Source organism: Pseudomonadota bacterium (genome assembly GCA_036141575.1).
Classification (GTDB): Bacteria; Pseudomonadota; Alphaproteobacteria; order UBA2136; family JAPKEQ01; genus JAPKEQ01.
Genome location: JAYZXF010000001.1, coordinates 209,367 through 231,659 on the forward strand (window position 1 = coordinate 209,367; position 22,293 = coordinate 231,659).

Here is a 22,293-nt window from a genome sequence, read left to right on the forward strand (position 1 = left end):
AGAAGAATGGAAAAAACATATGTCTCAAACAGTGACTCGTGCGGATCTTTCTGAAGCTGTCTACCAAGAACTTGGCTTGTCTCGTAAGCAAGCAGCTCAAATGGTTGAAGATGTGATGGAAGAGGTACTTACAACTCTTGAAAAAGGGGAGACTGTTAAGCTTTCTTCATTCGGAAACTTCTCACTACGTAGCAAGAACGAGCGTATTGGCCGTAACCCTAAGACTGGTGAGGAAGTTCCGATTACAGCACGTAAAGTTGTTGTGTTTAAGTCTTCTCACGTTCTTAAAGACCGTGTAAACGGAACACGTAAATGATTGATAAAACGCCTTTGAACCTTTTCGGAGAGGCTGCTGATTCAGCCTCTTCTGAAAAGTCTCGTAAGGCGTATAGAACAATTAGTGAAGCAGCCAAGGAACTTGGTGTTGCAACACACGTTTTAAGATTCTGGGAATCTAAGTTCACTCAAATTCAGCCTATGAAACGTGGTGGCGGTCGTCGTTACTACGATCAAGACACAATGGCTGTTCTCTTTAAAATTAAAACAATGCTGCATGATGAAGGCTACACAATTAAAGGCCTTCAGACGTTCTTTGAAAAGGGCGGAACGGCATCTGTAGTATCTGAAGAGCGTGGTGCGCGCACAGATATGGAGAACACGCTACGTGATGTGCTGGCTGAGCTAAAGGATATGCGAGACGCACTTCATGCGTAATACTTTTAAAATAATTTTGACTGTAGGGGCTTTGAGCCCCTTCGTCTCTTTATGGGCACAAGGTGACTTTATGGAGGGTGCAGACCCTCTTGGTGCCTTGATGGATGACATTAAAGCCGCTTCGGAGCGCTCACTTGAGCCTGAAAGCACATATGAATCGTCAGTGGTTCGCCCACAGGTGACAGTGGAAGAGGTGGTAGAGCCTTCAACAACGCGCGCTGTACAAAAACTTGTGCCACAGGTGAAAAAAGAGATGCCAGACTTTGCATCGCTCCCTCGTCCGCATGGTGAACTCATGGCTGCACGTGTCCGTTTGATTGAGAAGGTTATGGATACCTCTGAGCCTTTCTTTTTGCCGGTAGGTCGACCTGTTGAAAAGCATGGCATCACATTTTACCTGCGCGGTTGTAAGCGCGCGTACGAGAAAACATCTGTTGGTCGTATTATGAAGGACCGCGCTTTCCTTGATATTGTTGACGCAGATGGCGCGCATTTCTTTAGTGGATGGACTTATGCAGATGCACCGGGCTTCCATGCGCCTGAGCATCCAAACTACGATATTAGCCTCCTGTCTTGTGAGGTGGTTTCATGAAAGAACAAATTAAAAGCGTAATGCCTTCAGGTTTGTTTAATGTGTTAAATGCACAGCGCAAGCAATTGAAAGCATTTAAAAACCTTGCTTCAGGATATAGCCATTACAAAGGCCTTATGAAGGGCACTTGCCTAGATGCAAACGGTGAAATTTGCCCATGGTACACGTTCCCTGCACTGGATTATTTAGCGCGTTTAGATCTCTCTGAATGTTCGGTGTTCGAGTACGGCTCTGGTTACTCAACACTTTATTATGCAGAACGGGCAAAGGCTGTGACAGCTGTTGAGCATAATACGCACTGGTTTAAAAAATGTAAAGATGAAGTGCTGCCAGAATCTGTGAACCTCATTCATGCAGAAGAGGCGGCATATGTTGAAACACTAGCAGAACAAAAGCAGCGCTTTGATGTGATTGTGATTGATGCGATTAAGCGTCCTGAATGTGCAGAAGCTGTCATTGAGCAGGTGAAAGCACATGGTGCCAAATTGGTTGTGTTTGATAATGCGGACTGGTTTGAAGCTGATGCTCAGAAGATTGCAGATACACTGGACTGGATTCGTATTCCAATGCGTGGCTTTGGTCCTTTAAACGATTTTGCATGGCAAACAGATTTCTTGATTAATCCAGCGGAAAAAATTCCAATGGTAGAAGCGAAGACAAAGCCTGTCGGGCAGAAGTAAGTCTTTCTAAATAAAAAAACGCTGCTCATGCAGCGTTTTTTTGAATCTATCGTTTCTTAGCAAGCGCCAGAAGATGTTGCTGTACCAAGAGTCTGAATCTCTGGAAGTTCACGGTAACGGCCATCAATATCCATACCGTAACCAATCACAAATAGACCTTCTGGAACTGTAAAGCCGTAGAAGTCAGCAACGCCGCTGCTGCCTTGACGCTTCAGCAGTGTCGCAACGCGGATGGTACCAGCGCTACGGTCAGCCATAATCTGGCGAAGCATGGCGATTGTGTTACCACTATCTACGATATCTTCAATAAGAAGAACAGGCTTACCACCAAAAGAAGGTGGAAGTGCGTCTGCGTTAATACGGAGGTCTTTTTGGTTTGTGCCGAAGTAGCTTGTTGCACCAGCGAAGTGCATCACAAGAGGAACTTTAAGGTGTCTGATGAGGTCAGCTGCAAATACAAAAGCACCGTTTAGTGTTACCACTGCATGAATGCTGTCTTGGCCTGCAAATTCTTTGTTAATGTCTTCTGCAATGTCCTTCACGCGTTCATCAATTGCGCTTGCACTGTAAAGGCTGGTCATCATGACTTCTTATTCTCCATCGATCATTTTCTGTAATGAATGTATATTATAATCACCTGACAAGAAAGCATTATTTGCAATCAATCGCTTATGTAGGTCAAGGTTTGTGTCAATCCCGCCAACGATGAATTCTTCGAGTGATCTTTTCATGCGTGCCACGGCGTCTGTTCTATCTTTTCCATGCACAATTAGCTTTGCAACCATTGAGTCATAGTAAGGTTGAACCACGCAGTCAGCATACAGGCTGCTATCTACACGTACATTTGGGCCACCAGGTGTAAAGTATTCTGTCACTTTACCTGGGCTAGGGCGGAATGTTTCAGAGTGTTCTGCGTTAATGCGGCACTCAATGCTGTGTCCGCGTGGGCTGTAACCACCATCTACTTGAGGAAGCTTTTCACCGGCAGCAACTTTAATTTGCCAGCTCACAAGGTCAAGGCCTGTTACCATTTCAGTTACTGGGTGCTCTACTTGTAGTCTTGTATTCATTTCAATAAAGTAGAACTCACCATTTTCGTATAGGAACTCAAATGTACCTGCGCCAACGTATTTCATTTTACGGCATACGTCTTCACAGAGTTCAAATAGCTTTTTGCGCTGTACGTCTGTTAGGGCAGGGCTAGGTGTTTCTTCAATAACTTTTTGGTAGCGACGCTGCATAGAGCAGTCACGCTCGCCGAGCACCCAAACACCGCCGTGTTTGTCGCACATAACTTGTACTTCAATGTGACGAGGGGTAATGAGGTATTTTTCCATATACACACGGTCATCACCAAAAGCAGCCTTTGCTTCGGTCATGGCCATGTTGTAGTTGTTTACCAGTTCGCTCTTTTCGTGGATCACTTTCATACCACGGCCACCGCCACCAGATGAGGCTTTAATAAGAACTGGGTAGCCAATACGCTCAGCTGTTTCTTCAGCGTGCTTTTCATCACGTAGAACGCCATCAGAGCCTGGTACTGTTGGAAGGCCAAGTTCCTTAGCGTAAGCAATGGCACTTGTTTTATCACCCATTAGATCGATATGCTCAGCTTTAGGGCCAATAAAGGCAAAGCCTAGGTCTTCACACATTTCTGCAAACTTAGAGTTTTCTGAAAGGAACCCGTAACCAGGGTGAATAGCTTCTGCATCTGTCACCTCTGCAGCAGAGAGAATGGCTGTCATGTTGAGGTATGAGTCTGTTGCTGGTGCTGGGCCAATACAAACAGTTTCATTCGCCATCTTAACGTGAAGAGCATCAGCGTCAGCTTCACTATGTACGGCAACTGTTGAGATGCCCATTTCACGGCATGATCTATGAACGCGGACTGCAATTTCACCGCGGTTAGCAATTAAGACTTTTTTAAACATGAGAGAACTCTTACGTTTTATGAAATAACAAATAGAGGTTCGCCAAACTCAACAGGCGATGCGTTTTCAAGAAGGATGTCCTTCACAACGCCATCGTGTTCTGCTTCGATTTGGTTCATCGTTTTCATCGCTTCGATGATGCAAAGAGGCTGGCCAGCTTTTACTGTGTCGCCAATGTTTACAAATGCAGGCTTCTCTGGAGAAGGGGCACGGTAGAACGTACCAACCATTGGTGCTTTTTGTACCTTACCAGAAAGCTTTGGTTCTTCTGCAGCAGCGGCTTCTGTTACAGCGGCAGGCGCTGCAATTGGTGCAGGAATAACTTGTGGTGCAACTGTTTGCGTGCCGCCAAGTTGTAGACGCACTGTTGAACTATCAACTGTCATCTCTACTTCGCTGAGGCCTGTTTCTTTCATCAGGTCTGTTAGCTCGCGCAGATAATCAAAATCAAACGTTGGTTTTTTAGCAGTCATTCTCTTTACTCTCCTTGTGTCTCAACTGAGTTTACGTTCTTTAGCGCTGTACTCAATTTCTCAATTCGCTCAAGATGCCTCATTTCGGCTTCAATGTCCATCAAGCTTTTACACCATTTTTCAATAATTTCGCTCGTTTCACCATCTGCTAATGGTTTTTCGGTGTTAAGCTTCTCAATAGCGCCTGTTAGGTCTGGGTATTTAGACTGTGGAATAACAGGTTCTTCTTGAACAACTTTTTTACGACGTCCTCTTGGCATAACCGCTTATTTCGCCTCTTTTTTTAGTTCGTTGAGTGTATTTTCTAATTCCTTCAGCTCGGATGCAAGTTTTTCCGTAGGTTGCTGCGTTTTTGCGTAAGCTACGTGTTGCAAACCTTGCTTGTAGTTACCGCGAATCAACTGCTCTTCTGCAAGGTACCTGTGGCTTTTAGCAAGTTTGCCTTGCTTACCGTAAGCTTGACCGTAAAGGCCAAGAATAAATGGTGTTTGCGGCCAGCGGTGAGACAGTTTTTCAATATAGGGTAGAGCCTTTGTTGGCTGGTCTGATTTTAAGTAAATATCAGCAATTTCTAACCATGTCACCGGAAGTTCTGGCTCTTCTTTCAGGACAGCAAGCATTTTATCGGCAGCGTCATTGTAGCGGCCTTGCATAAGGGCAAGCTGTGCTTCTAGGTCTTTGAGAAAGAGATGGGGCTCAGTTGTGTTTTTGAGTTTTTCAATCAAGGCAAGGGTTTCCTGCTCTTTTCCTTGCAACATGTATGCCCATGCACGACCGTAAAGAACATGCGCTTCAGAGCCTTTTAAGGTTCTGAGTGCACTAGATGGGCCATTCTGGAAAACAGTAAGTTTTGCTTTCACAAACTTAAAATCTTGAGTTTGAACGCTGCTTTTTTTTCTGTCTGCTTCTGAAAGGTTTTGCCTTAGTAGAGTGACGCGTTCTGATAGGGCAGGGTGCGTTGTAAGGTAAGCAGGTACAACTTGTGAGTAAAGCAATTGGTTGCCGCGCATACCGTCAAGGAAGTTGAGGAGTGGGGCAACAGGCAGCTCGTTTTTTCTCAGAAGAGTGAGGCCAAGTTGGTCTGCTTCACGTTCTTGTGTGCGAGAGTAAGAGAGAATATTGCTGATGCCAGCAGCTTGTGAGCCTGCGGCAATGGCAACGCCTGCTTGAGGAGCGCCAGCAAGAGCAGCACCTACACCAATGACGCTACCAATTAAAGTTGGTACACGGGCATCTTGAGCTGTTGTTGCAATACGAATGTGGTGACGACCCATAAGGTGGCCAATTTCGTGAGCGAGAACGCCTTGCACTTCTGCATCAGATTCAGCGTTCATAATAAGGCCGCTATAAATATGAATGGTACGGTCACTTGTTACATAGGCGTTTACATCTGGGCTTAAAATTAGGTCAAATTGAGGTTTTTTTTCAAAGCCAGCACTCTGCCATAAGGGGAGGGCAAGTTCGGTGAGATAACTATCAATCTCACTATCCCATAAACGCTCTGGTACGTTTACAGAAAAAGCAGAAGGACTCATAAAGATGAGTCCTAGTGCCAATTTAGTGAGGAAGTTAGCTCTCATAGGATAAATCCCTGCGCTCGAATTACGAGCGGCTCCACCAACTTTTTACAACAGACTTTTTCTCTTTGTTTTGAGAAACGGCTGCATTGCCTTCAGCATCAATTGTTTCAACAACAATGCCTTTTGCTGGTGGTTTTGGTTTTTCAGCCTTAGGCGCTTTTTCAGCTTTTGCTTCTTTTGCCTCTGTGCTCTTTACTTCAGCCTTTTTATCCTGCTCTTTGCTTTCAGCTTTTTTAGCAGGGGCTTTACGTGTTCTCTTCGGCTTGTCATCAGATTTAGCTTCCGCTTTATCTTTCGTCTGATCCTTTTTCTCTTCTGGCTTTTTGCTATCTGCTTTTTTATTAGCAGGTGTGCGGCGAGAAGATTTAGAATCTTTATCAGAGTTCTTTTGAGGTTTACCTTTTACGTCTTTCTTATCGTCAGGCTTTTTATCGCTTGCGTTTTTGCTGTTACGCTTATCTTTGTTTGATTTGCGCTTGTTCGGCTTACCGCGGTAACGCGCTTCTGGGCCTTTTTCAGCCTGCTCACGAAGTTTAACTTCTTTTGTCTGAGATGACTCTTTACCGTCTGCACTTAGAACAATCAGCTCTAGGCGGTGGTCAGGAATATCGTACTTGTCATCAGTCTTCAGTTGAATCTGAATTTTTAGACGAGATTCCATCTCTTTAATTTGCTCACGCTTGTGGTTTAGGATGTAAATCGCAAGATCTGTATGCATGGTCATCACAATACGGTCAGCCTTACCACGTACATTCTTATCTTCAAGGTTGCGTAGAAGCATAAGAGCACCTGTTGCATGCGTTGGTACCACGCCGGTACCGTTACAGTGCGGGCAGCTTTCGTATGTTGATTCTTCCATAGAAGGGCGCAGGCGCTGACGAGACATTTCAAGCAGGCCAAAGTCGCTAATACCGCCCACTTGGATACGGGCACGGTCTTTGCGGACAGCTTTCTTCATAGCACGCTCAACATTGCGCTCATTGCGGCGATCTTCCATATCAATGAAGTCCACAACAACCAGACCTGCAAGGTCGCGCATACGAAGTTGACGCGCCACTTCATCTGCTGCTTCTAGATTTGTTTTGTAGGCTGTTTCTTCAATGTTCTTTTCTGTTGTGTTACGACCAGAGTTTACATCAATTGAAATAAGGGCTTCAGTTGGGTTGATAATCAGGTAGCCACCACTTGGAAGCTCAACTTTTGAATGGTGAAGTCTGTTGAGCGCCTGCTCAACACCATGCTCAGTAAAGATAGGTGTTGTACCTTTGTACTCTTTCACAACCTTTGCGCTCTCAGGCATTAGGAACTTCATGTAGTCTTTGGTTGTTTCATATGCACGACTACCACTCACATGGATGGCTTCAATGTCGTCTGTAAACATGTCACGTACAGCACGAACAATCAGGCTACCATCTTCATGTACAAGAGCAGGGAGCTGCTTCTCTTTATCCTTAAAGTCTTTTTGGATGTTCTTCCAGCGAGACGTCAGGTTTTTAAAATCACGTTTGATGAGGTCTTCATCGTGTCCGCCACCTGCAGTACGCATAATCAATCCCATACCTTTAGGGATTTTTAGACCGTCGTAAATCTTCTTCAGGCTAGAGCGCTCTTCAGCATCATTAATCTTACGAGAGATACCACCAGCGTATGGTGTGTTTGGCATAAGAACTGTAAAACGACCCGGCATACTGATGTATGTTGTGAGGGCAGCGCCTTTTGTACCGCGCTCTTCTTTACGGACTTGTACAAGAATCTTTTGGCCTTCTTTAAGAACGTCTTCAATCGCGTAGCGACGGTGAATTGGAACTGTACGCTCTTTTGTCTTGTCGCTTTCGTCTTCAACAATCTCTTTGGCTTTAGTTGTTGTTTTACGAGCGCGTGTTGGCTTTTTCTTCTGCTCTTCAGATGTGCCTTCAGTTGCCTCTGTTACAGGCTTTTTGCGTGCACGTGTTTGACGCTTAGGCTTTTCTTCGTTAGAAGATGCATCTTTCTTTGTGTCATTGTCTTCTGATGTTGAAGGAGCCTTCTTATCAGAGTGACGACGTGGACGACGTGTTTGCGCTTTACGAGGAGAACGCTTTGGCTTAGCAGTAGGCTTGCCTTCGTCACCAATGTCATCAGCCATTGCGTTAGCAAGGGCAAGGGCGCGTGCGTCTTCTTCAAGCTCTTCAGCAGAAAGGTTGAGTGTATCAGGAGCACTGTTCGGTTGTGCATCTGTCACGTCATCGTCATCTGTAGAGTCGTCATCAATGCTTGTATTTGCTTTGCTTGCAGCAGCTTTTTTAGCCTTCTTGCGTGCTTCACGCTCTTCGCGACGGCGTTCGTGCTCTTGCTCACGCTCTTCCATGCGTTGACGACGCTTATCAGCAATCTCATCAAGTTCTTCCATGAGAGCTTTTTTTTCAGCCTTTGGAAGATCAAAGTATTCTGGATGAATTTCACCAAATGCAAGGAAGCCATTACGGTTTGCGCCATAGCTTACAAACGCGGCTTGAAGGGAAGGTTCTACACGGTTGATCTCAGCAATATAAACATTGCCTTTTGTCATTTCTTTACCGCTGGTTTCTACTTCAAATTCTTGGATGCGTTGATTTTCATCTGCAACAACAACGCGGATCTCTTCCGAGTGAGCCGCATCAATTAGCATTTTCTTTGCCATTTGCCTGTGCCTTTACGTGCCTTGTGCAGAGATTTTAGAGAAGGGAGGTCTACGTTTATGACGGTCCTTAAGCTTTTCACTTCTAAGACAAATTACAGTGTCAAATTGTATCTGTATTTTTGTTCTTATTGTTTTGCTTATTGGTGTCCAGTACTGGGTGGCGTCTGCTGTTTTGCTCAGATAGGCCTAAATTATGCTGGACGAAAATTCTTGTATCTCGCTTATAAAATCTAGTGCACAAATGGGTTATGTATTTGTGTCTTATATTTAATCGGTAACTCGTTCACATTATTTACGGTGCGGTTACCAAAAAATCTTGTATGGGGCTTGCTTTTAAAAGCCTTCTTATATTTTTACTCCTTTTAAAAAACAAAAGCAATAAAAATGTGCTAGGCTACGTCTGAATTCGATACGGGATAAAGACAAGGAAACTACGGGGGAGGGAGCCATGTTAGGCTTTGTTATGAAAAAGCTTTTTTCATTGTTGCCGGCACTGCTTGGTTTGTTTGTTCTAACCTTTATGTTGATTTACTTTACACCGGGTGATCCTGTGGATGCACTTCTTGGTGATTTTGCTCTTCCTGCCGATAAAGAAAAGATGCGTGAAGCTATGGGGCTAACAAAGCCTGTACATGTCCAGCTTTACAATTCCTTAACAGGTGTTTTGGCGGGTGATTTGGGCACATCTTTTAAAACAGATGCGCCAGTTTGGTCGATGATTTGGGAGAGGTTGCCGAGTACTATTCTTCTTGGTTTTGGCGCGCTTTCATTTGCTTTACCTGTTGGGCTTTCTTTTGGGTTCCTTGCAGCTGCACACAAGTCAGGCGCGCTAGATAAGTTTGCAAAATTCTACATAACAGCAGCATTCTGCATGCCAAGCTTTTGGTTTGGACCCATTTTAATTCTTCTGTTTTCTGTATGGTGGCCATTGTTTCCATTGGGCGGACAAGATGGGTTTTCCTCTTTGATTTTGCCAAGTGTAACGCTAGGTCTTCCAATGAGTGCTGTGCTGACAAAGCTTGTGCGTGATTCAATTTTAGGAGCAGGAGAAACGCAATATGTGAAACTTGCCCGTGCAAAAGGGCTGACGGAAGATGCTATTTTGTCTGAGCATGTTTGGCCTAATGTGCGTATTCCTGTGTTTACAATGGTGTTTCTACAAATGGGTGCGCTGCTTACAGGGGCAATTCTTACTGAAGCAATTTTCCAGTGGCCTGGTGTGGGGAGCTTGCTTATTGAGGCAATTCATAGCCGTGATTATCCAGTGCTTCAAGGGTGTGTGCTGTTTATTGGTGTTGTTTACATGCTTATGAATGTGCTGAGCGATATTGTGGCTGCATGTTTAGATCCAAGAATTTTGAAGGGAGAGTAACAATGAAATTACGTTACGCGATTCCTTTAGCTTGTCTTTGTGTGATAGCTCTGTTTTATCCGTATGACCCATATACAATGGAGATTGAGCTTGCCTATAGTGGGCCACAAGGGTCAGCTTTTCTTGGGTATGATAGCCTTGGCCGTGACCTGCTTTCTCGTATCGTGTATGGAATGGGCACATCCCTTATTGTTGCTGTAGGTGTTGTTGCCTTTACTGGCCTTATTGGAATTGCCGTTGGCCTTATTGCAGGCTGGTGCGGCGGTAAGGTTGATACTTTGCTGATGCGCTTTGCTGATATTGTTTTAAGCTTGCCGGGTATTTTAGTGGCTGTAATGTTTGTGGCTCTGAGTGAACCGAGTATCTTTAATATTATTCTGGCGCTTTCCTTAACAGGGTGGGTTGGTTTTGCTAGGCTTGCACGTGTGCAAACGCAGATTATTAAAAAGGCTGACTTTGTTACAGCGTCAAGTCTGCTAGGCGTATCTTCATTTGGTATTTTGATGCGTCATATCTTGCCAAATATTTCAACAGTACTTTTTGTTGAGGGGCTATTTACAGCTGTAGGGGCTATGATGGCTGAGGCTGGACTCTCTTTTCTTGGGGTGGGGCTTGCGCCTCCAACACCAAGCCTTGGAAGCCTTCTAAAAGAGGGGGCAAGTGCCATTATGATTGCGCCTCATATTGTGGTGTGCTCAGGTGCAGGGCTTGCGATTTTATTGCTAGCCTTTTCTTGGACTGGCGAAAGGCTGAAATTAAGGGTTAGCAGATAGGCTGTTACATGCTACACTGCGCTTCAAAATAATTTATTTAAGCGACTTTTTGTCTCTTTAATTGGTTTAAGTATGAAGCTATACTTTACACAAATAAAGCAGCCAAAAATTCATCTTAAAACACAGGTTTAAATTTATTTTGATTAAGGAATTTGTACCTGTTTAATAAAAATAACAAAGTTGAACTGATTGTTTAGAAATGTTTCATAAGTCTCTTATTTTGTTTTTGTTTTGCATGTTTTCTGTGCAGGCTGTTGCCGCTGCAAATGTTGAAAAAATTCGTGTTGGGCAAAACGGAACAACAACCCGAGTTGTTCTAGAGGCAAACCAGCCTATTAAATCAAACTTCTTTGTACTCCCAAGTCCTGACCGCTTTGTGATGGATTTTGAAAATATTTCATTCAAGACCAGTCTATCTAAAGTTAAAATCCCTGAAAAATCTGTTTTAAAGGGCATGCGCCAAGGTTTATTTAAGCCGGGCGTGGTGCGTATGGTCTTGGATTTAAACAGTCCTGTTGAGCCAACTGTATTTGCGATTCCTGCGAATGGAGAATTTGGTTTCCGTATGGTGATTGATCTAAAGCCGCGTAAGGGCAAAATCACAAAGATTAAACGTAAAACACCAACTCTTGAGTCTGTGAGAACAATTCAGCCTAAGGTAGCGCCTAAACCAAAAGAAGCGCCTGTTATTGTGGTAATTGACCCTGGACATGGAGGTGTTGACCCTGGTGCGGTTGCGAATGGTGCTTATGAAAAGCATATTGTTCTTAAAATTGCCAAGTACATTAGGAAAGAGCTGTCTCGTAATAAGAATGTGAAAGTATACCTAACACGTGAGAAGGATATCTTTGTACCTCTGGCAGATCGTGTAAACTTTGCGCAGCGCAAACAAGCCGACGTATTTGTGAGTATTCATGCGGACTCTCACAATGATCCGCGCGCCAAGGGTGGCTCTATTTACGTGTTGAGTGAAAAGTCATCAGATAGAGAAGCAGCGCGCCTTGCAAGAGATGCCAACAAAGGTGATATTATGGCCGGTGTAGATTTCTCTAATGAAGTGCCTGCTGTTCGTAATATTTTAGCTGATCTTACCCGTCGCCAAACAAAGAATAAGTCATCTCTACTGGCACGCTCTGTGCTAGATAAGCTCAATGGTGTTGTGAGGCTTCGTCGTAAGGAGGTTCTGTTTGCTGGGTTTAAGGTTCTTAAATCTCATGTGGTGCCAAGTACTCTTGTAGAGACAAGTTACTTATCTAACCCAACAGATGCGCGTGTTCTAAAATCGACTGCAGGCCAGAAAAAAATTGCGAAAGCAGTGGCAAAAGGTATAGAAGATTACATTAATAACCACATGCGCAAATAGCAGATAAAAGAGTAAGAGTGATGGGTTTTATTTTTAGAAATTTTTGGAAGAAAATGTTTTACCTGTTCCTGTTTGGAACGGTTTCATCTGTACTACTTGTGCTGGGTGTTTACATCCACTTTTCTAAAGATCTGCCAGACTTCACAGGACTAGAAGATTACCGCCCTCTACAAATTACCAAAGTGTACGCTGAAGACGGTACTTTGATTGATGAGTTTGCAAAAGAGAAGCGTATTTATACGCCAATCTCTGAAATTCCAAAAGATGTGATTGCGGCATACCTTGCGGCTGAGGATACAAGTTTCTATACGCACGGCGGGTTTGATATTAAAGGTATTGTGCGTGCCATGCTTGTGAACATTATGACAAACAAGCTACAAGGGGCGAGTACCATTACTCAACAGGTCGCAAAAACCTTCCTTCTGAGTAGTGAACGTACATACACACGTAAAATTAAAGAACTTATCCTTGCGCGCCGTATTGAGAGTCATTTTACAAAGAACCAAATTTTAGAGCTGTACCTGAACCAAATTTACCTTGGTAACGGAACTTACGGCGTTGCTGCAGCAGCTAAAGGTTACTTTGGTAAGCGCCTTGATGAACTTGATATTGGTGAGCGTGCCATGCTGGCAGGTCTGCCAAAGGCACCTTCTAGCTATAATCCGTACCGCCGTTATGAGCGTGCGATCTCTCGTCGTAATGTAGTGTTGATGCGTATGCTGGATGAAAATGTGATTACTCAAGAAGAATACGAAACCGTTAAAGCATCAGATTTGAACCTTGCGCCACGTGCAGGATCAAGCTTCCCAGTTGGTGGATTTTACCGTGAAGCTGTACGCCGCCAAGTCGAAGATGATTTTGGAACAGATGCCCTTTATGAAAAAGGCTACAGCGTTTTCACAACGCTTGACCCTGTTCTGCAAAAAGCAGCTGAAGACGCTGCAATGCGTGGTGCTGTAGATTACCATAAGCGCCACGGCTACCAAGGACCTTACCAACAGATGGAAGAGTTTGAAGAAGAGGCGGCAGATGCGCTGATTATGAAGTACGAAGAGAAGTACAAAGAGTACCAAGCCTTCGGTACATTTGCTGTTGTAACATCTGTTTCTGACAGTGTTGTTGAGCTTTATCTTGGCGATGGTGATATTGGGTTTATGCCTTTTAAAGATGTTGAGTGGGCTAAAGAAGTAACCACAATGGATGAGAATGGTGAACTTCTTGAAAAACCAAAGCTTGGTGCTGAGCCTAAGAGCTTTGCTGAGTTTATGACTGTAGGTGATTTGATTGCTGTGAAGCCTTCTGGACCTGAAGGCACGTATGCCCTCAGTTTTATGCCAAAGGTGCAAGTGGCTCTTGTTGCGATTGATCCATTAACAGGCGCTATTCGTGCTTTGGTTGGTGGTTTTGGTGATACCAAAGGCTTTAACCGTGCGCTGCAAGGTAAGCGTCAGGTTGGTTCATCATTTAAGCCGTTTGTATATGGCTATGCCCTTATGAATGGTTACACGCCTGCGACAACAGTACTAGATGCACCCGTTGTTGTACGTGAAGGTGAGTTTGGTAAGGCTTGGAAACCACAGAACTACAACAAGCGTTTTTACGGTGATACGCCACTGCGTGTCGGACTTGAAAAGTCTCGTAACCTGATGACGATTCGTCTTGCTCAAGATCTTGGTATTCGTCGCATTATTCGTTTTGCGGAAAGCTTTGGACTTGATGGTGATTTTCAGCCAGACCTGTCCACGGCTCTTGGTTCCGGTAACGTTTCTCTTGCAAGCCTTACATCAGCTTATGCAAGCTTTGTAAATGGTGGCTTTATTGTGAAGCCTTACATGGTTGAGCGTGTGATGTCTGGCCATGGCCAAACACTACAAAGCCATGATTCGCTTTGCCGTAACTGCTCGGATGTTACTGATATCCCAGAGCCTTTCCACGAAAAAGTACAGGTCATGCCAGCAACAGCAGCATACCAGACAGCAAACATGTTGCGTGGTGTGGTTGAACGCGGTACTGCGCGCCGTGCCAAAAAGCTTCCAGGCTTTGTTGGTGGGAAAACAGGCACAACAAACGACTACATTGATGCATGGTTTATGGGCTTCTCGCCAGAGCTTGCTGTTGGGGTTTGGATTGGCTTTGATAACCCTGTAACACTCGGCCATGGTGAAAGTGGTTCACGTGCGGCTCTACCAATTTGGGTCGACTTTATGGGGCAAGCCCTGACACATGTGGAGCGTCGTGAAATGGTTGTACCAAAGGGCATCTCATTTGTGCGTATTGATGCCGATACAGGTGAGCGTCCTACAGCTCTAAGTGAGCGCACCATTATGGAAGCCTTTGTACCGGGCACAGAGCCTGAACTTAAGACTATTCCAAATACGTTTGGTGGTACAGCTGAACCTGTTGAAGATTTTGAAGACCTAGGCATTTACTAAGAGGGGAAAAGAAGAAATGTCATTTGATTATAAAGAAAATTTAGTAGCCCTCCAGAAAGAGGTTGAGCTACTGAGGGGGTATCTTTGACCTCGGTCAGTTAAAAAGTGACCTTGCAGACCTAGAAGAAAAAGCGGCTGATCCAGACCTTTGGAATGATCAGGATAAGGCCAAAACTGTTCTCCAGAAAAAATCGTACCTTGAATCTGTCCTTGGCAGTATGAACTCGCTCGATGAGCGTATGAGTGATGTAGAAGTTCTATTTGAGCTCGCTGAAGCAGAGCAGGATGATGATACAACCTCGGAAGCAACAAAAGAGCTTGAAAAGCTCGAGAAAAAAGTCTCTGAAATGAAGATTGAACGTCTGCTTTCTGGTGAAGCTGACGGGAACAATGCCTTTATTGAAATCCATGCAGGAGCAGGGGGCACAGAGTCTCAAGATTGGGCGAGTATGCTGCTGCGTATGTACCTGCGCTGGGCTGAACGTCGTGGCTATAATGTTGAGATCGTAGATGAATCTCGTGGCGATGAAGCTGGGATTAAGTCAGCAACCGTTAAAGTCTCTGGCATGTTTGCTTATGGTTACTCCAAGAATGAGTCAGGCGTACACCGCCTAGTTCGTATTTCACCGTTTGATTCAAATCAGCGCCGTCATACGTCATTTGCAAGTGTATTTGCTTACCCTGAAGTGGATGACTCTATTGAAATTACGGTTGAAGAAAAAGATCTTCGTATTGATACTTTCCGTGCCAGTGGTGCTGGTGGCCAGCACGTAAACACGACTGATAGTGCTATTCGTATTACGCACTTGCCAACAGGTATTGTGGTGCAATGTCAAAACCAGCGTTCCCAACACCAAAACAAAGATGCTGCAATGAAGATGTTAAAGGCACGTCTATTTGAAGCTGAAATGCAAAGAAAAGAAGCTGAGAAAAATGCTATGGAAGCCTCTAAAACAGATAACGCATGGGGGAACCAAATTCGCTCATACGTGCTGCATCCATACAAAATGGTCAAAGACTTGCGTACATCTCATGAAACAAGTAACACAGACGGCGTGTTGGATGGGGATCTTGATCCATTTATCCAAGAGATGCTGTCACAAAGTGCTTCAAAAGGAAATGCTGATTCGTGATTAAAAAGCTCTCTAAGTACACTCTTATGCTCTGTCTATGTGCACTTGGGCTTTTTATTGCTGTGTCTGCTATTGTGGCCATTCGTTTACAGATGGCACCAATTACACTCACACATCTTTTGCCGTATGTTGAAAAACGTTTAGAGTTTTACAAGTACGCTGTTGAGATGCAAGACCTGACCATGAGCTATGATGGCCGTTTGGTGATTTCAGGGAACAATGTAAAGCTTGTGGACAAAAAGAGCCGTGAAGGGCTCGTGAACCTTGAATCAGCAACGCTGCGTTTTTCTAACTCAAACCTTTTGCGTTTAAAGTTTGTGCCACGTGAGGTGCATGCAAAGGGGTTGAAGGTCGCAACAGAGCTTACAGAAACAGAAGTTAAAATTGGCGATAAGCATTCTTTCCCGCTCCAGAAAGGGCAAGGGGATGTGCAGGTGAACCTACCGCTTGTTGCCATGCTTGAGAGTATGCATAAGGATGTCTCGCTTTCCGGCTGGCAAAAGTTTGAAATTGAGGATGCGCAAATTCAGTTTAAAGATTCTGTGAAGGGCGTATCTTGGGCGTTTACGGATCTTTCAATCTTCCTTGATAGTGACTTTGATAATATTTCTGCAAGGCTTGCAGGACTTGTGAAGCGTTCTGGTATTACAGAAGAGCTTCCTCTCTCACTTAATCTGAGTCATAACTGGGGTGAGAAGAACCTGAATGTGAAAGCTGAGTTTTCTGAACTCTCTGGCGATATTGTGAAAGGTTATATTCCAAACCACCTGACTGATATGGTGAAGAGTCGCCTGTCTGGTCAGGTTGAAACGGATTGGAATGATATTACTTTATTTGACGGCCTTAAGGTTAAATTGCAGGCGCCTGAAACTGTGGTGACAATTCCTAAAGTTTTTTCGCAGTCTCTTATGTTTAATTCAATTGACCTTGATGGTGAGTTTTCAGTAAATCGCTTTGGGCGTTTAACATTGAATAAGCTTACCGCTGTTGACCCAGAAGGTGTGACATTTACTGCAACAGGTGATGTGAGCAAGGTTCTTTCAGAGGACCCTCAGTTGGATATTGCGCTGCGTGTTTCAGATGCTGATCTTGGAACTGTGCTTGAATATGTGCCAGATAATGTTTCTCCCAATGGTATTAAGTGGGTGAATGAACACCTGAATATGGATGCGAAGGTTAAAGATTTCCTTCTCACGTTTAAGCCAGCCGCACCGATGCCGTTTTGTGGCGTAGATTGTGGATTTGAGATTCAGTTTAACTATTCGGGTCTCAATGTTTCAGGTATTAAAACACTTCCTCCTGCGACAGGCCTTGCGGGTAAATTCTTCCTCGGCCAAAACGAAATTCGTGTGAGCTCTAAGTACGGCTCTTTAAGTAATCAATCTGCGAGCAATATTAAAGTAAGGTTGGATGAGCTGTTCTCAACGGGCGAGACATTTGTTTATATTGATACAGAAGCGACTGGCCCTGCAGCTGAGGTTGTGCGCCATATTAAAGAGATGGTGCCTGATAGTAAAATTCCTCCACTTGAAGGGAATCATACGTCTCATGTGAAATTAAAGATGTCGACGCGTAAAGAAAAGCAGGATGATATTCGTTATGATGTTTCAAGCACGCTGACCGATTTAAAGTTAGTTATCCCTGAAGGTAAAAGATCTCTTAAAACAGAAAAGGCTGAGTTTAATGGGCGCAACGGCTATTCATACTTTAAGTCTGAGGCAGCAGTTCTAGAAGATATGCCTGTTTCTCTGGTGTGGTCACTCGAGAAAAAAGGTGAGGATGAACATCAAGTTCTTGAGCTAAAAGGCGAAGAAACGCCAGAAGTTTTATTAAAGGATGTCCCTGAAACTATTGCCGGCATTGAGGGCGTTGTGCCATTTACACTTAAAATGATGCAGAAGAATAAAGAGCCGCAGAACATTTGGGTTGAAAGCACTCTCAATAATAATGTTGTGGACCTAAAGCTCTTTAACTGGAAGAAGGAAGCAGGCGTTCCTCTCTTTGCAAAAGCTAAAGGTGTCTTTGAGCAAGGTAAGAGCGTAAAGCTAAGCTCACTTCAAGTAACGGGTGACGGTGTTGATGTGCAGGGAACTGTCAGTAAAGACCTAAGAGATAAAGAAGGTATTCCTCACTTTAATGCATCTGTATTTCATGTGGGTGAGCGGAATCACTTAAAGAATTTCTCTTTTGATGGGCAGAACCTTGTGGTTAAAGGCCGAAGCTTGGATGTAAGAAATCTTCTTAAGAAGTCTGAGAACAAAGAAAAATCTCCTTTGGAGGATATTGTGGACTTTACAGCAGATATACATGTAGATGATGCCTTTCTGGCAGAAGGTCAGCTTTGGAATTTTGTGCGTGGTACCGTGAAGAAAAAAGGTGAAAACTGGGATCGTGCTGATGTCTCTGCGCAAATTAACGGGACACCTGTTCAAATGAGCCTAAAAGACACTGAAAACCCTCAAGTGAAGCAGGCAAAGCATATTAAAGTAGATACTGAGCATGCAGGGATGTTTTTGAGGTCGCTTGGGATATATGACAAAATGCGTGGGGGACGCTTGTCTCTTAATGCTCACTTTAATGAAAGTTTTACAGAAGGTCAGGGGCACGTAAACCTGAACGATGTCCGCATTGTAAAAGCCCCTTTACTTGTTAAGCTGATTTCTTTCTTCTCACTGGAAGAGCTTTTGAGTTCTCAGTCTGGCATTAAGTTTGGTGAGGCGTATGGTGAGTTTGTTTATAAAGACCACTTTTTAAATATAAACCGCATTAAGATGAGTGGCCCATCAATTGGGCTTCGTGCTCTTGCAAGTGTTCATGTGAAAGAAAATGTGCTTGCTGCACGCGGGCAGATGATTCCTGCTGAGGGCTTAAATAAGGCTGTGAGTAATATTCCACTTATTGGTACAATTCTAACAGGCTCACAAGAAGGGGTGAGCGTTGCAAACTTTTCAATTATCGGAAGCATGAAAGACCCGAGTGTAAGTGTGAACCCGCTCTCACTTCTGACACCTGGTTTAGTTAAAGATTTCTTCTCAGGCCTTATGGGCGACGATGGAGAATCTGTTGAATCTGTTCAAAATGACTTGAAAAAGTATCTCGAAAAGAGAAATACTAAGAAAAATAAAAAATAGGTGATGGGAATGCATAAGAACTTTATCGTGAGTGCACTTCTAGCTGTAAGTTTAACAGCATGTGCCCCTGCAAGTGAAGATAAGGTGGATACGGTTCACTCTGGCGATCTGACACCTTTAGAGATTCATGGCTTTGATAATGAAGTTATTGGAGCTTTTCAGGTTGAGGTTGCCGATACATATGAAGAGCGTGCCCAAGGCCTCATGTATCGAACATCTATGGCCAATGACCGCGGCATGCTCTTTATTTGGGAACGCCCTCACTTTTATAAAATGTGGATGAAGAACACAGAGATTTCTCTCGATATGTTGTTCATTAAACATGATACGATTTTAGATATGGCGCTTGGTACAGTGCCACACTCTTTGGAAGAGCTTGGTGGTGTTGTATCTGTTGATAAAGTATTAGAGCTCCCAGCAGGACGCGTGGAAGCTCTCGGGATTCAGGTTGGCCATACAATCTCGTATGGTGAATAAACCTAATTAATTTTTCTCAAAGTGGAATGGATTTTCGTAAGGTTTATCTTCCACGTGTTTGTATCTCAGGTAGTCTTTTGTAAGGTCATACACCTTACCTCTTAGGCGTACCAGAGCGTACAAGTTTGGCAGAATCATCATGCCTGTGAATGTTGTCGCCATTGCCCATACAAGCTCTAGCTTCAGAACTGCACCAGCAAAGATGCAGGCGATAAAGAGTAGGCGGTACCAAATAATAGATTTTACACCCATCAGGTACTCTGTCGCTTTTTCACCGTAGTAACACCAGCCAAGTAGTGTTGAGTAAGCAAAGAACATAAGGCTAAGAGATACAATAACAGAACCAATGTTAAAGCCGGCAATAGAAGGGAAGACACTTGAGAATGCTTGCCCTGTAAGAGAGGCTCCGTTTTCTCCGCCTGTCCAAATACCAGTTGTGAGAATTACCAGTGCGGTAAGGGTACAAACAACCAGTGTATCAATAAATGTTTGCAGCATAGAGACAAGAGCTTGCTCTGTTGGGTGCGTTGTTTTGGCAGCAGCAGCGGCAATAGGCGCACTACCAAGGCCAGATTCATTAGAGAACACACCACGTGCAAGGCCGAGTTGCATGGCTGTTTTAACTGCAGCGCCCATAAAGCCACCTACAGCAGCTGTACCACTAAATGCACCCTCAAAGATAAGGCCGAAGGCGCCGGGGATAGCTGAAGCATTCATTGCAACTACGTACAGAGCTGCAAGGACATAAACAGCAATCATAACAGGAACAATAGCACTTGCTACGGCTGCAATACGTGTAATACCGCCAAGGATAACGAGGCCTGTTGTGACAGCTAGGATTGTACCTGTCACGCCAAATGGTACATTAAATGTAGATTCCATGATGTCAGCCACACTGTTACTTTGGATCATGTTACCAAGGTTTAGGGCTGCAATGGCCATGAAGGCTGCAAAGATACTCGCAAGAAGAGGGCTACCAAGTCCGTATCGGATGTAGTACATCGGACCACCACTCATTGTGCCATTTTCATTTTGAATACGGTAGTGAATACCAAGAATGGCTTCACTGAATTTTGTTGCCATACCGAGGAGCCCCGTCATCCACATCCAGAAAATTGCGCCTGGACCACCCATAGCAATGGCTGTTGCTACACCAGCAATGTTACCTGTACCTACCGTTGCGCTAAGTGCTGTCATAAGGGCTTGAAGGTGCGTGATATCGCCACTGCTGTCAGGGCGCTCTTTTTTACAGAAGATCAGCTCCCACGCATATTTGAACTGCGTGATTTGTAGGCCGCGTAAGCCGATTGTAAGGATAAGAGCTGTCACCACTAGGATGATCAGCATCGGCCAGCCCCAAAGTACATCATTAACGTAATTGAAAAAATCCAAAGCTTGCGTTTGGGACATATTTAACTCTCCTTAAGTCGGGCCTGCTTATTTGAGGCAGCTTTTATCCTATTCAAAAATTTCGCTGATGATAGCAGGTGTCAAAAGTTGAGGCAAAACAATTGCATCTTTTTGACCCTTAGGGAAATAAAGGTAAAGTGGAACACCCTTACGGCCGTAAGTCTCTAGGATTTTTGTGATATCTGCGTTAAAGCGTGTCCAGTCACCTTTGTAGAGGGTAATGTCATGCTTGGCAAATAGGTCCATAACGCGTTTGCTTTTAAGCGTCGTACGCTCGTTCACTTTACATGTTATGCACCAGTCTGCTGTCATGTTCACAAAGACAGCTTCACCAGCGCTTAGGCTTGCGTAGAAATCTTTTTCTGTCCAAGTGCGCCATGTCACTTCTTTGCCATTTGTTGTGTGAGGGACTTCAACCTCTACAGTTTTTTCTGTAGGCCATAGCTTTTGGTAAAGAGGAGACCCTTCAATATCATTCATACCATACCCCATGAAGGCACCAATAGAAGCAAGCATGAAGAGGAAGGCAAAGAGCTTACGCATAAGGCCGGCTCCAAGTGTCATGAGTTTGCCGTAGCACCATGCACAGAAGAATGATGTAAGTAGGATAAGCAGTGTCATAAATGACGCTTCAGTACCAACAAGGCTTGTGAAGACCCACAGTAGCCATAGTGCTGTTGCAAGCATTGGGAAAGCGAGGAATTGTTTGAATGTGATCATCCAAGCGCCAGGCTTTGGTAGGGCCTTAATAAGTGGCGGGAACAATGTGAGGAAGAGGTAAGGGAATGACAGACCCAGACCTAGCATTGCAAAGATGGCCAGTGTTTTTTCTGGTGTCAGTGTGAAGGCGTAACCCATTGCGGTACCCATAAATGGCGCTGTGCAAGGTGTTGCCACAATAACCATGAGGATACCACTTGAAAAAGTATGTCTAAGTTTATGTTTTGTTTGTGGTGCTTCTCCGATTTGTGTGAGTTTATCACCAACAGAAAATAGGCCGAAGAGGCTCATGCTCAGTAGGAAAATTAACAGAGAAAGCGAGAGTACAAAGTATGGGTTTTGTAGTTGGAAGCCCCAACCAATCGCTTCACCTGCTTGCGTTAGGAAGACCATAACCCCGCCAAGTGCAACCATTGTTGCAACGGCACCAAGGCTAAATGTAAATCCATGAAGGAATGCTTTACCCGAGCCTGCATGCTTAATAAGTGAGAACACTTTAAGTGCAAGAACAGGGAGTACGCATGGCATAAGATTTAGAATTAAACCACCAAGGAATGCAAAAATAAGCGCAAGCTTAAAGGTTAGATCCTGAGTGGCAGTGTTAAAAAAAGATGATGAGCCAACGCCATTTTGAATGCCAATCACAATTTCTTCCTGCTGAGGGGTTGGGAGGGCGCGTGTAATGCGTTCGCTTTGTACAACGATGCCCTTATCAAATGTAAGAAGCAGGCCATCAATTGTTTTTGTTTCTGGTTTAAGGTTTTTATCTTTAGCAACTTGCAGGGCCATACGACCATCTTCAAGAGTTACAAAGGATTGAAGGGCACTATCTTCAATAACGCCTTCTTGTAGT

19 protein-coding genes are annotated in these 22,293 nt (G+C 44.2%); 11 read left to right on the forward strand and 8 right to left on the reverse strand.

Going from position 1 to position 22,293, the window contains the following annotated elements; genetic code table 11:
- Positions 1-19 precede the first annotated feature (19 nt).
- The 4 genes from VX730_00985 to VX730_01000 all read left to right on the forward strand — a co-directional run bounded on the left by VX730_00985 (position 20) and on the right by VX730_01000 (position 1,986).
- Positions 20-316, forward strand: a complete 297-nt coding sequence (locus tag VX730_00985; protein ID MEC9290955.1) for an integration host factor subunit alpha — start codon at positions 20-22, stop codon at positions 314-316.
- Positions 313-714 (forward strand): MerR family transcriptional regulator, encoded by a 402-nt coding sequence (locus tag VX730_00990; GenBank protein MEC9290956.1) that lies wholly within the window; start codon positions 313-315, stop codon positions 712-714. The genes VX730_00985 and VX730_00990 overlap by 4 nt, the downstream gene beginning before the upstream one ends.
- Before the next feature lie 70 nt (positions 715-784).
- Entirely contained in the window at positions 785-1,306 is a 522-nt protein-coding gene (locus tag VX730_00995) for a DUF2155 domain-containing protein (GenBank protein MEC9290957.1), read from the forward strand.
- The gene (locus VX730_01000; GenBank protein ID MEC9290958.1) at positions 1,303-1,986 is read left to right on the forward strand and encodes a hypothetical protein; all 684 of its coding nucleotides are present in this window, start codon (positions 1,303-1,305) and stop codon (positions 1,984-1,986) included. The genes VX730_00995 and VX730_01000 overlap by 4 nt, the downstream gene beginning before the upstream one ends.
- Before the next feature lie 56 nt (positions 1,987-2,042).
- On the opposite strand, the gene VX730_01005 is transcribed toward VX730_01000, so the two are convergent.
- From VX730_01005 to VX730_01030, 6 genes are all read right to left on the reverse strand, one after another.
- Positions 2,043-2,570 (reverse strand): phosphoribosyltransferase family protein, encoded by a 528-nt coding sequence (locus tag VX730_01005; GenBank protein ID MEC9290959.1) that lies wholly within the window; start codon positions 2,568-2,570, stop codon positions 2,043-2,045.
- A gap of 6 nt (positions 2,571-2,576) precedes the next feature.
- Positions 2,577-3,917, reverse strand: a complete 1,341-nt coding sequence (accC, locus tag VX730_01010; GenBank protein ID MEC9290960.1) for an acetyl-CoA carboxylase biotin carboxylase subunit — start codon at positions 3,915-3,917, stop codon at positions 2,577-2,579.
- A gap of 17 nt (positions 3,918-3,934) precedes the next feature.
- The gene (gene accB, locus VX730_01015) at positions 3,935-4,390 is read right to left on the reverse strand and encodes an acetyl-CoA carboxylase biotin carboxyl carrier protein (GenBank protein MEC9290961.1); all 456 of its coding nucleotides are present in this window, start codon (positions 4,388-4,390) and stop codon (positions 3,935-3,937) included.
- 5 nt (positions 4,391-4,395) lie between these two features.
- The gene (locus VX730_01020) at positions 4,396-4,650 is read right to left on the reverse strand and encodes a hypothetical protein (GenBank protein MEC9290962.1); all 255 of its coding nucleotides are present in this window, start codon (positions 4,648-4,650) and stop codon (positions 4,396-4,398) included.
- Positions 4,651-4,656: 6 nt separating this feature from the next.
- The gene (locus VX730_01025; GenBank protein ID MEC9290963.1) at positions 4,657-5,925 is read right to left on the reverse strand and encodes a M48 family metalloprotease; all 1,269 of its coding nucleotides are present in this window, start codon (positions 5,923-5,925) and stop codon (positions 4,657-4,659) included.
- A 67-nt stretch (positions 5,926-5,992) separates the two neighbouring features.
- Positions 5,993-8,629, reverse strand: a complete 2,637-nt coding sequence (locus VX730_01030) for an Rne/Rng family ribonuclease (GenBank protein ID MEC9290964.1) — start codon at positions 8,627-8,629, stop codon at positions 5,993-5,995.
- A gap of 448 nt (positions 8,630-9,077) precedes the next feature.
- Between VX730_01030 and VX730_01035 the strand changes: the two genes are divergently transcribed.
- The 7 genes from VX730_01035 to VX730_01065 all read left to right on the forward strand — a co-directional run bounded on the left by VX730_01035 (position 9,078) and on the right by VX730_01065 (position 19,310).
- Complete coding sequence (locus VX730_01035) at positions 9,078-10,001, forward strand: ABC transporter permease (GenBank protein ID MEC9290965.1); 924 nt, start codon at positions 9,078-9,080, stop codon at positions 9,999-10,001.
- A gap of 2 nt (positions 10,002-10,003) precedes the next feature.
- Positions 10,004-10,774: an ABC transporter permease gene (locus VX730_01040; protein ID MEC9290966.1), complete on the forward strand. Its 771-nt coding sequence runs from the start codon at positions 10,004-10,006 to the stop codon at positions 10,772-10,774.
- Between the two features lie 235 nt (positions 10,775-11,009).
- Positions 11,010-12,137, forward strand: coding sequence for an N-acetylmuramoyl-L-alanine amidase (locus tag VX730_01045; protein MEC9290967.1), 1,128 nt, complete (start codon positions 11,010-11,012; stop codon positions 12,135-12,137).
- Between the two features lie 20 nt (positions 12,138-12,157).
- Positions 12,158-14,569: a PBP1A family penicillin-binding protein gene (locus VX730_01050; GenBank protein MEC9290968.1), complete on the forward strand. Its 2,412-nt coding sequence runs from the start codon at positions 12,158-12,160 to the stop codon at positions 14,567-14,569.
- A 16-nt stretch (positions 14,570-14,585) separates the two neighbouring features.
- A protein-coding gene (gene prfB / locus VX730_01055) for a peptide chain release factor 2 (GenBank protein MEC9290969.1) occupies positions 14,586-15,702 on the forward strand; the annotation gives its coding sequence in 2 pieces (ribosomal slippage) (positions 14,586-14,654 and positions 14,656-15,702; 1,116 coding nt in all).
- On the forward strand, positions 15,699-18,833 hold the full coding sequence (locus VX730_01060; GenBank protein MEC9290970.1) for an AsmA-like C-terminal domain-containing protein: 3,135 nt from the start codon (positions 15,699-15,701) through the stop codon (positions 18,831-18,833). Before prfB ends, VX730_01060 begins: the two co-directional genes overlap by 4 nt.
- A gap of 9 nt (positions 18,834-18,842) precedes the next feature.
- Positions 18,843-19,310, forward strand: a complete 468-nt coding sequence (locus VX730_01065) for a DUF192 domain-containing protein (GenBank protein MEC9290971.1) — start codon at positions 18,843-18,845, stop codon at positions 19,308-19,310.
- Between the two features lie 6 nt (positions 19,311-19,316).
- Here the strand turns inward: VX730_01065 and VX730_01070 are convergent, their stop codons facing one another.
- Both VX730_01070 and VX730_01075 read right to left on the reverse strand, forming a co-directional pair.
- Positions 19,317-20,720 carry a sodium:alanine symporter family protein gene (locus tag VX730_01070; GenBank protein ID MEC9290972.1) on the reverse strand — a complete coding sequence of 468 codons (1,404 nt, stop codon included), beginning with the start codon at positions 20,718-20,720 and terminating at the stop codon, positions 19,317-19,319.
- 48 nt (positions 20,721-20,768) lie between these two features.
- A partial coding sequence (locus VX730_01075; GenBank protein ID MEC9290973.1) for a thioredoxin family protein occupies positions 20,769-22,293 on the reverse strand: 1,525 nt, incomplete at its 5' end.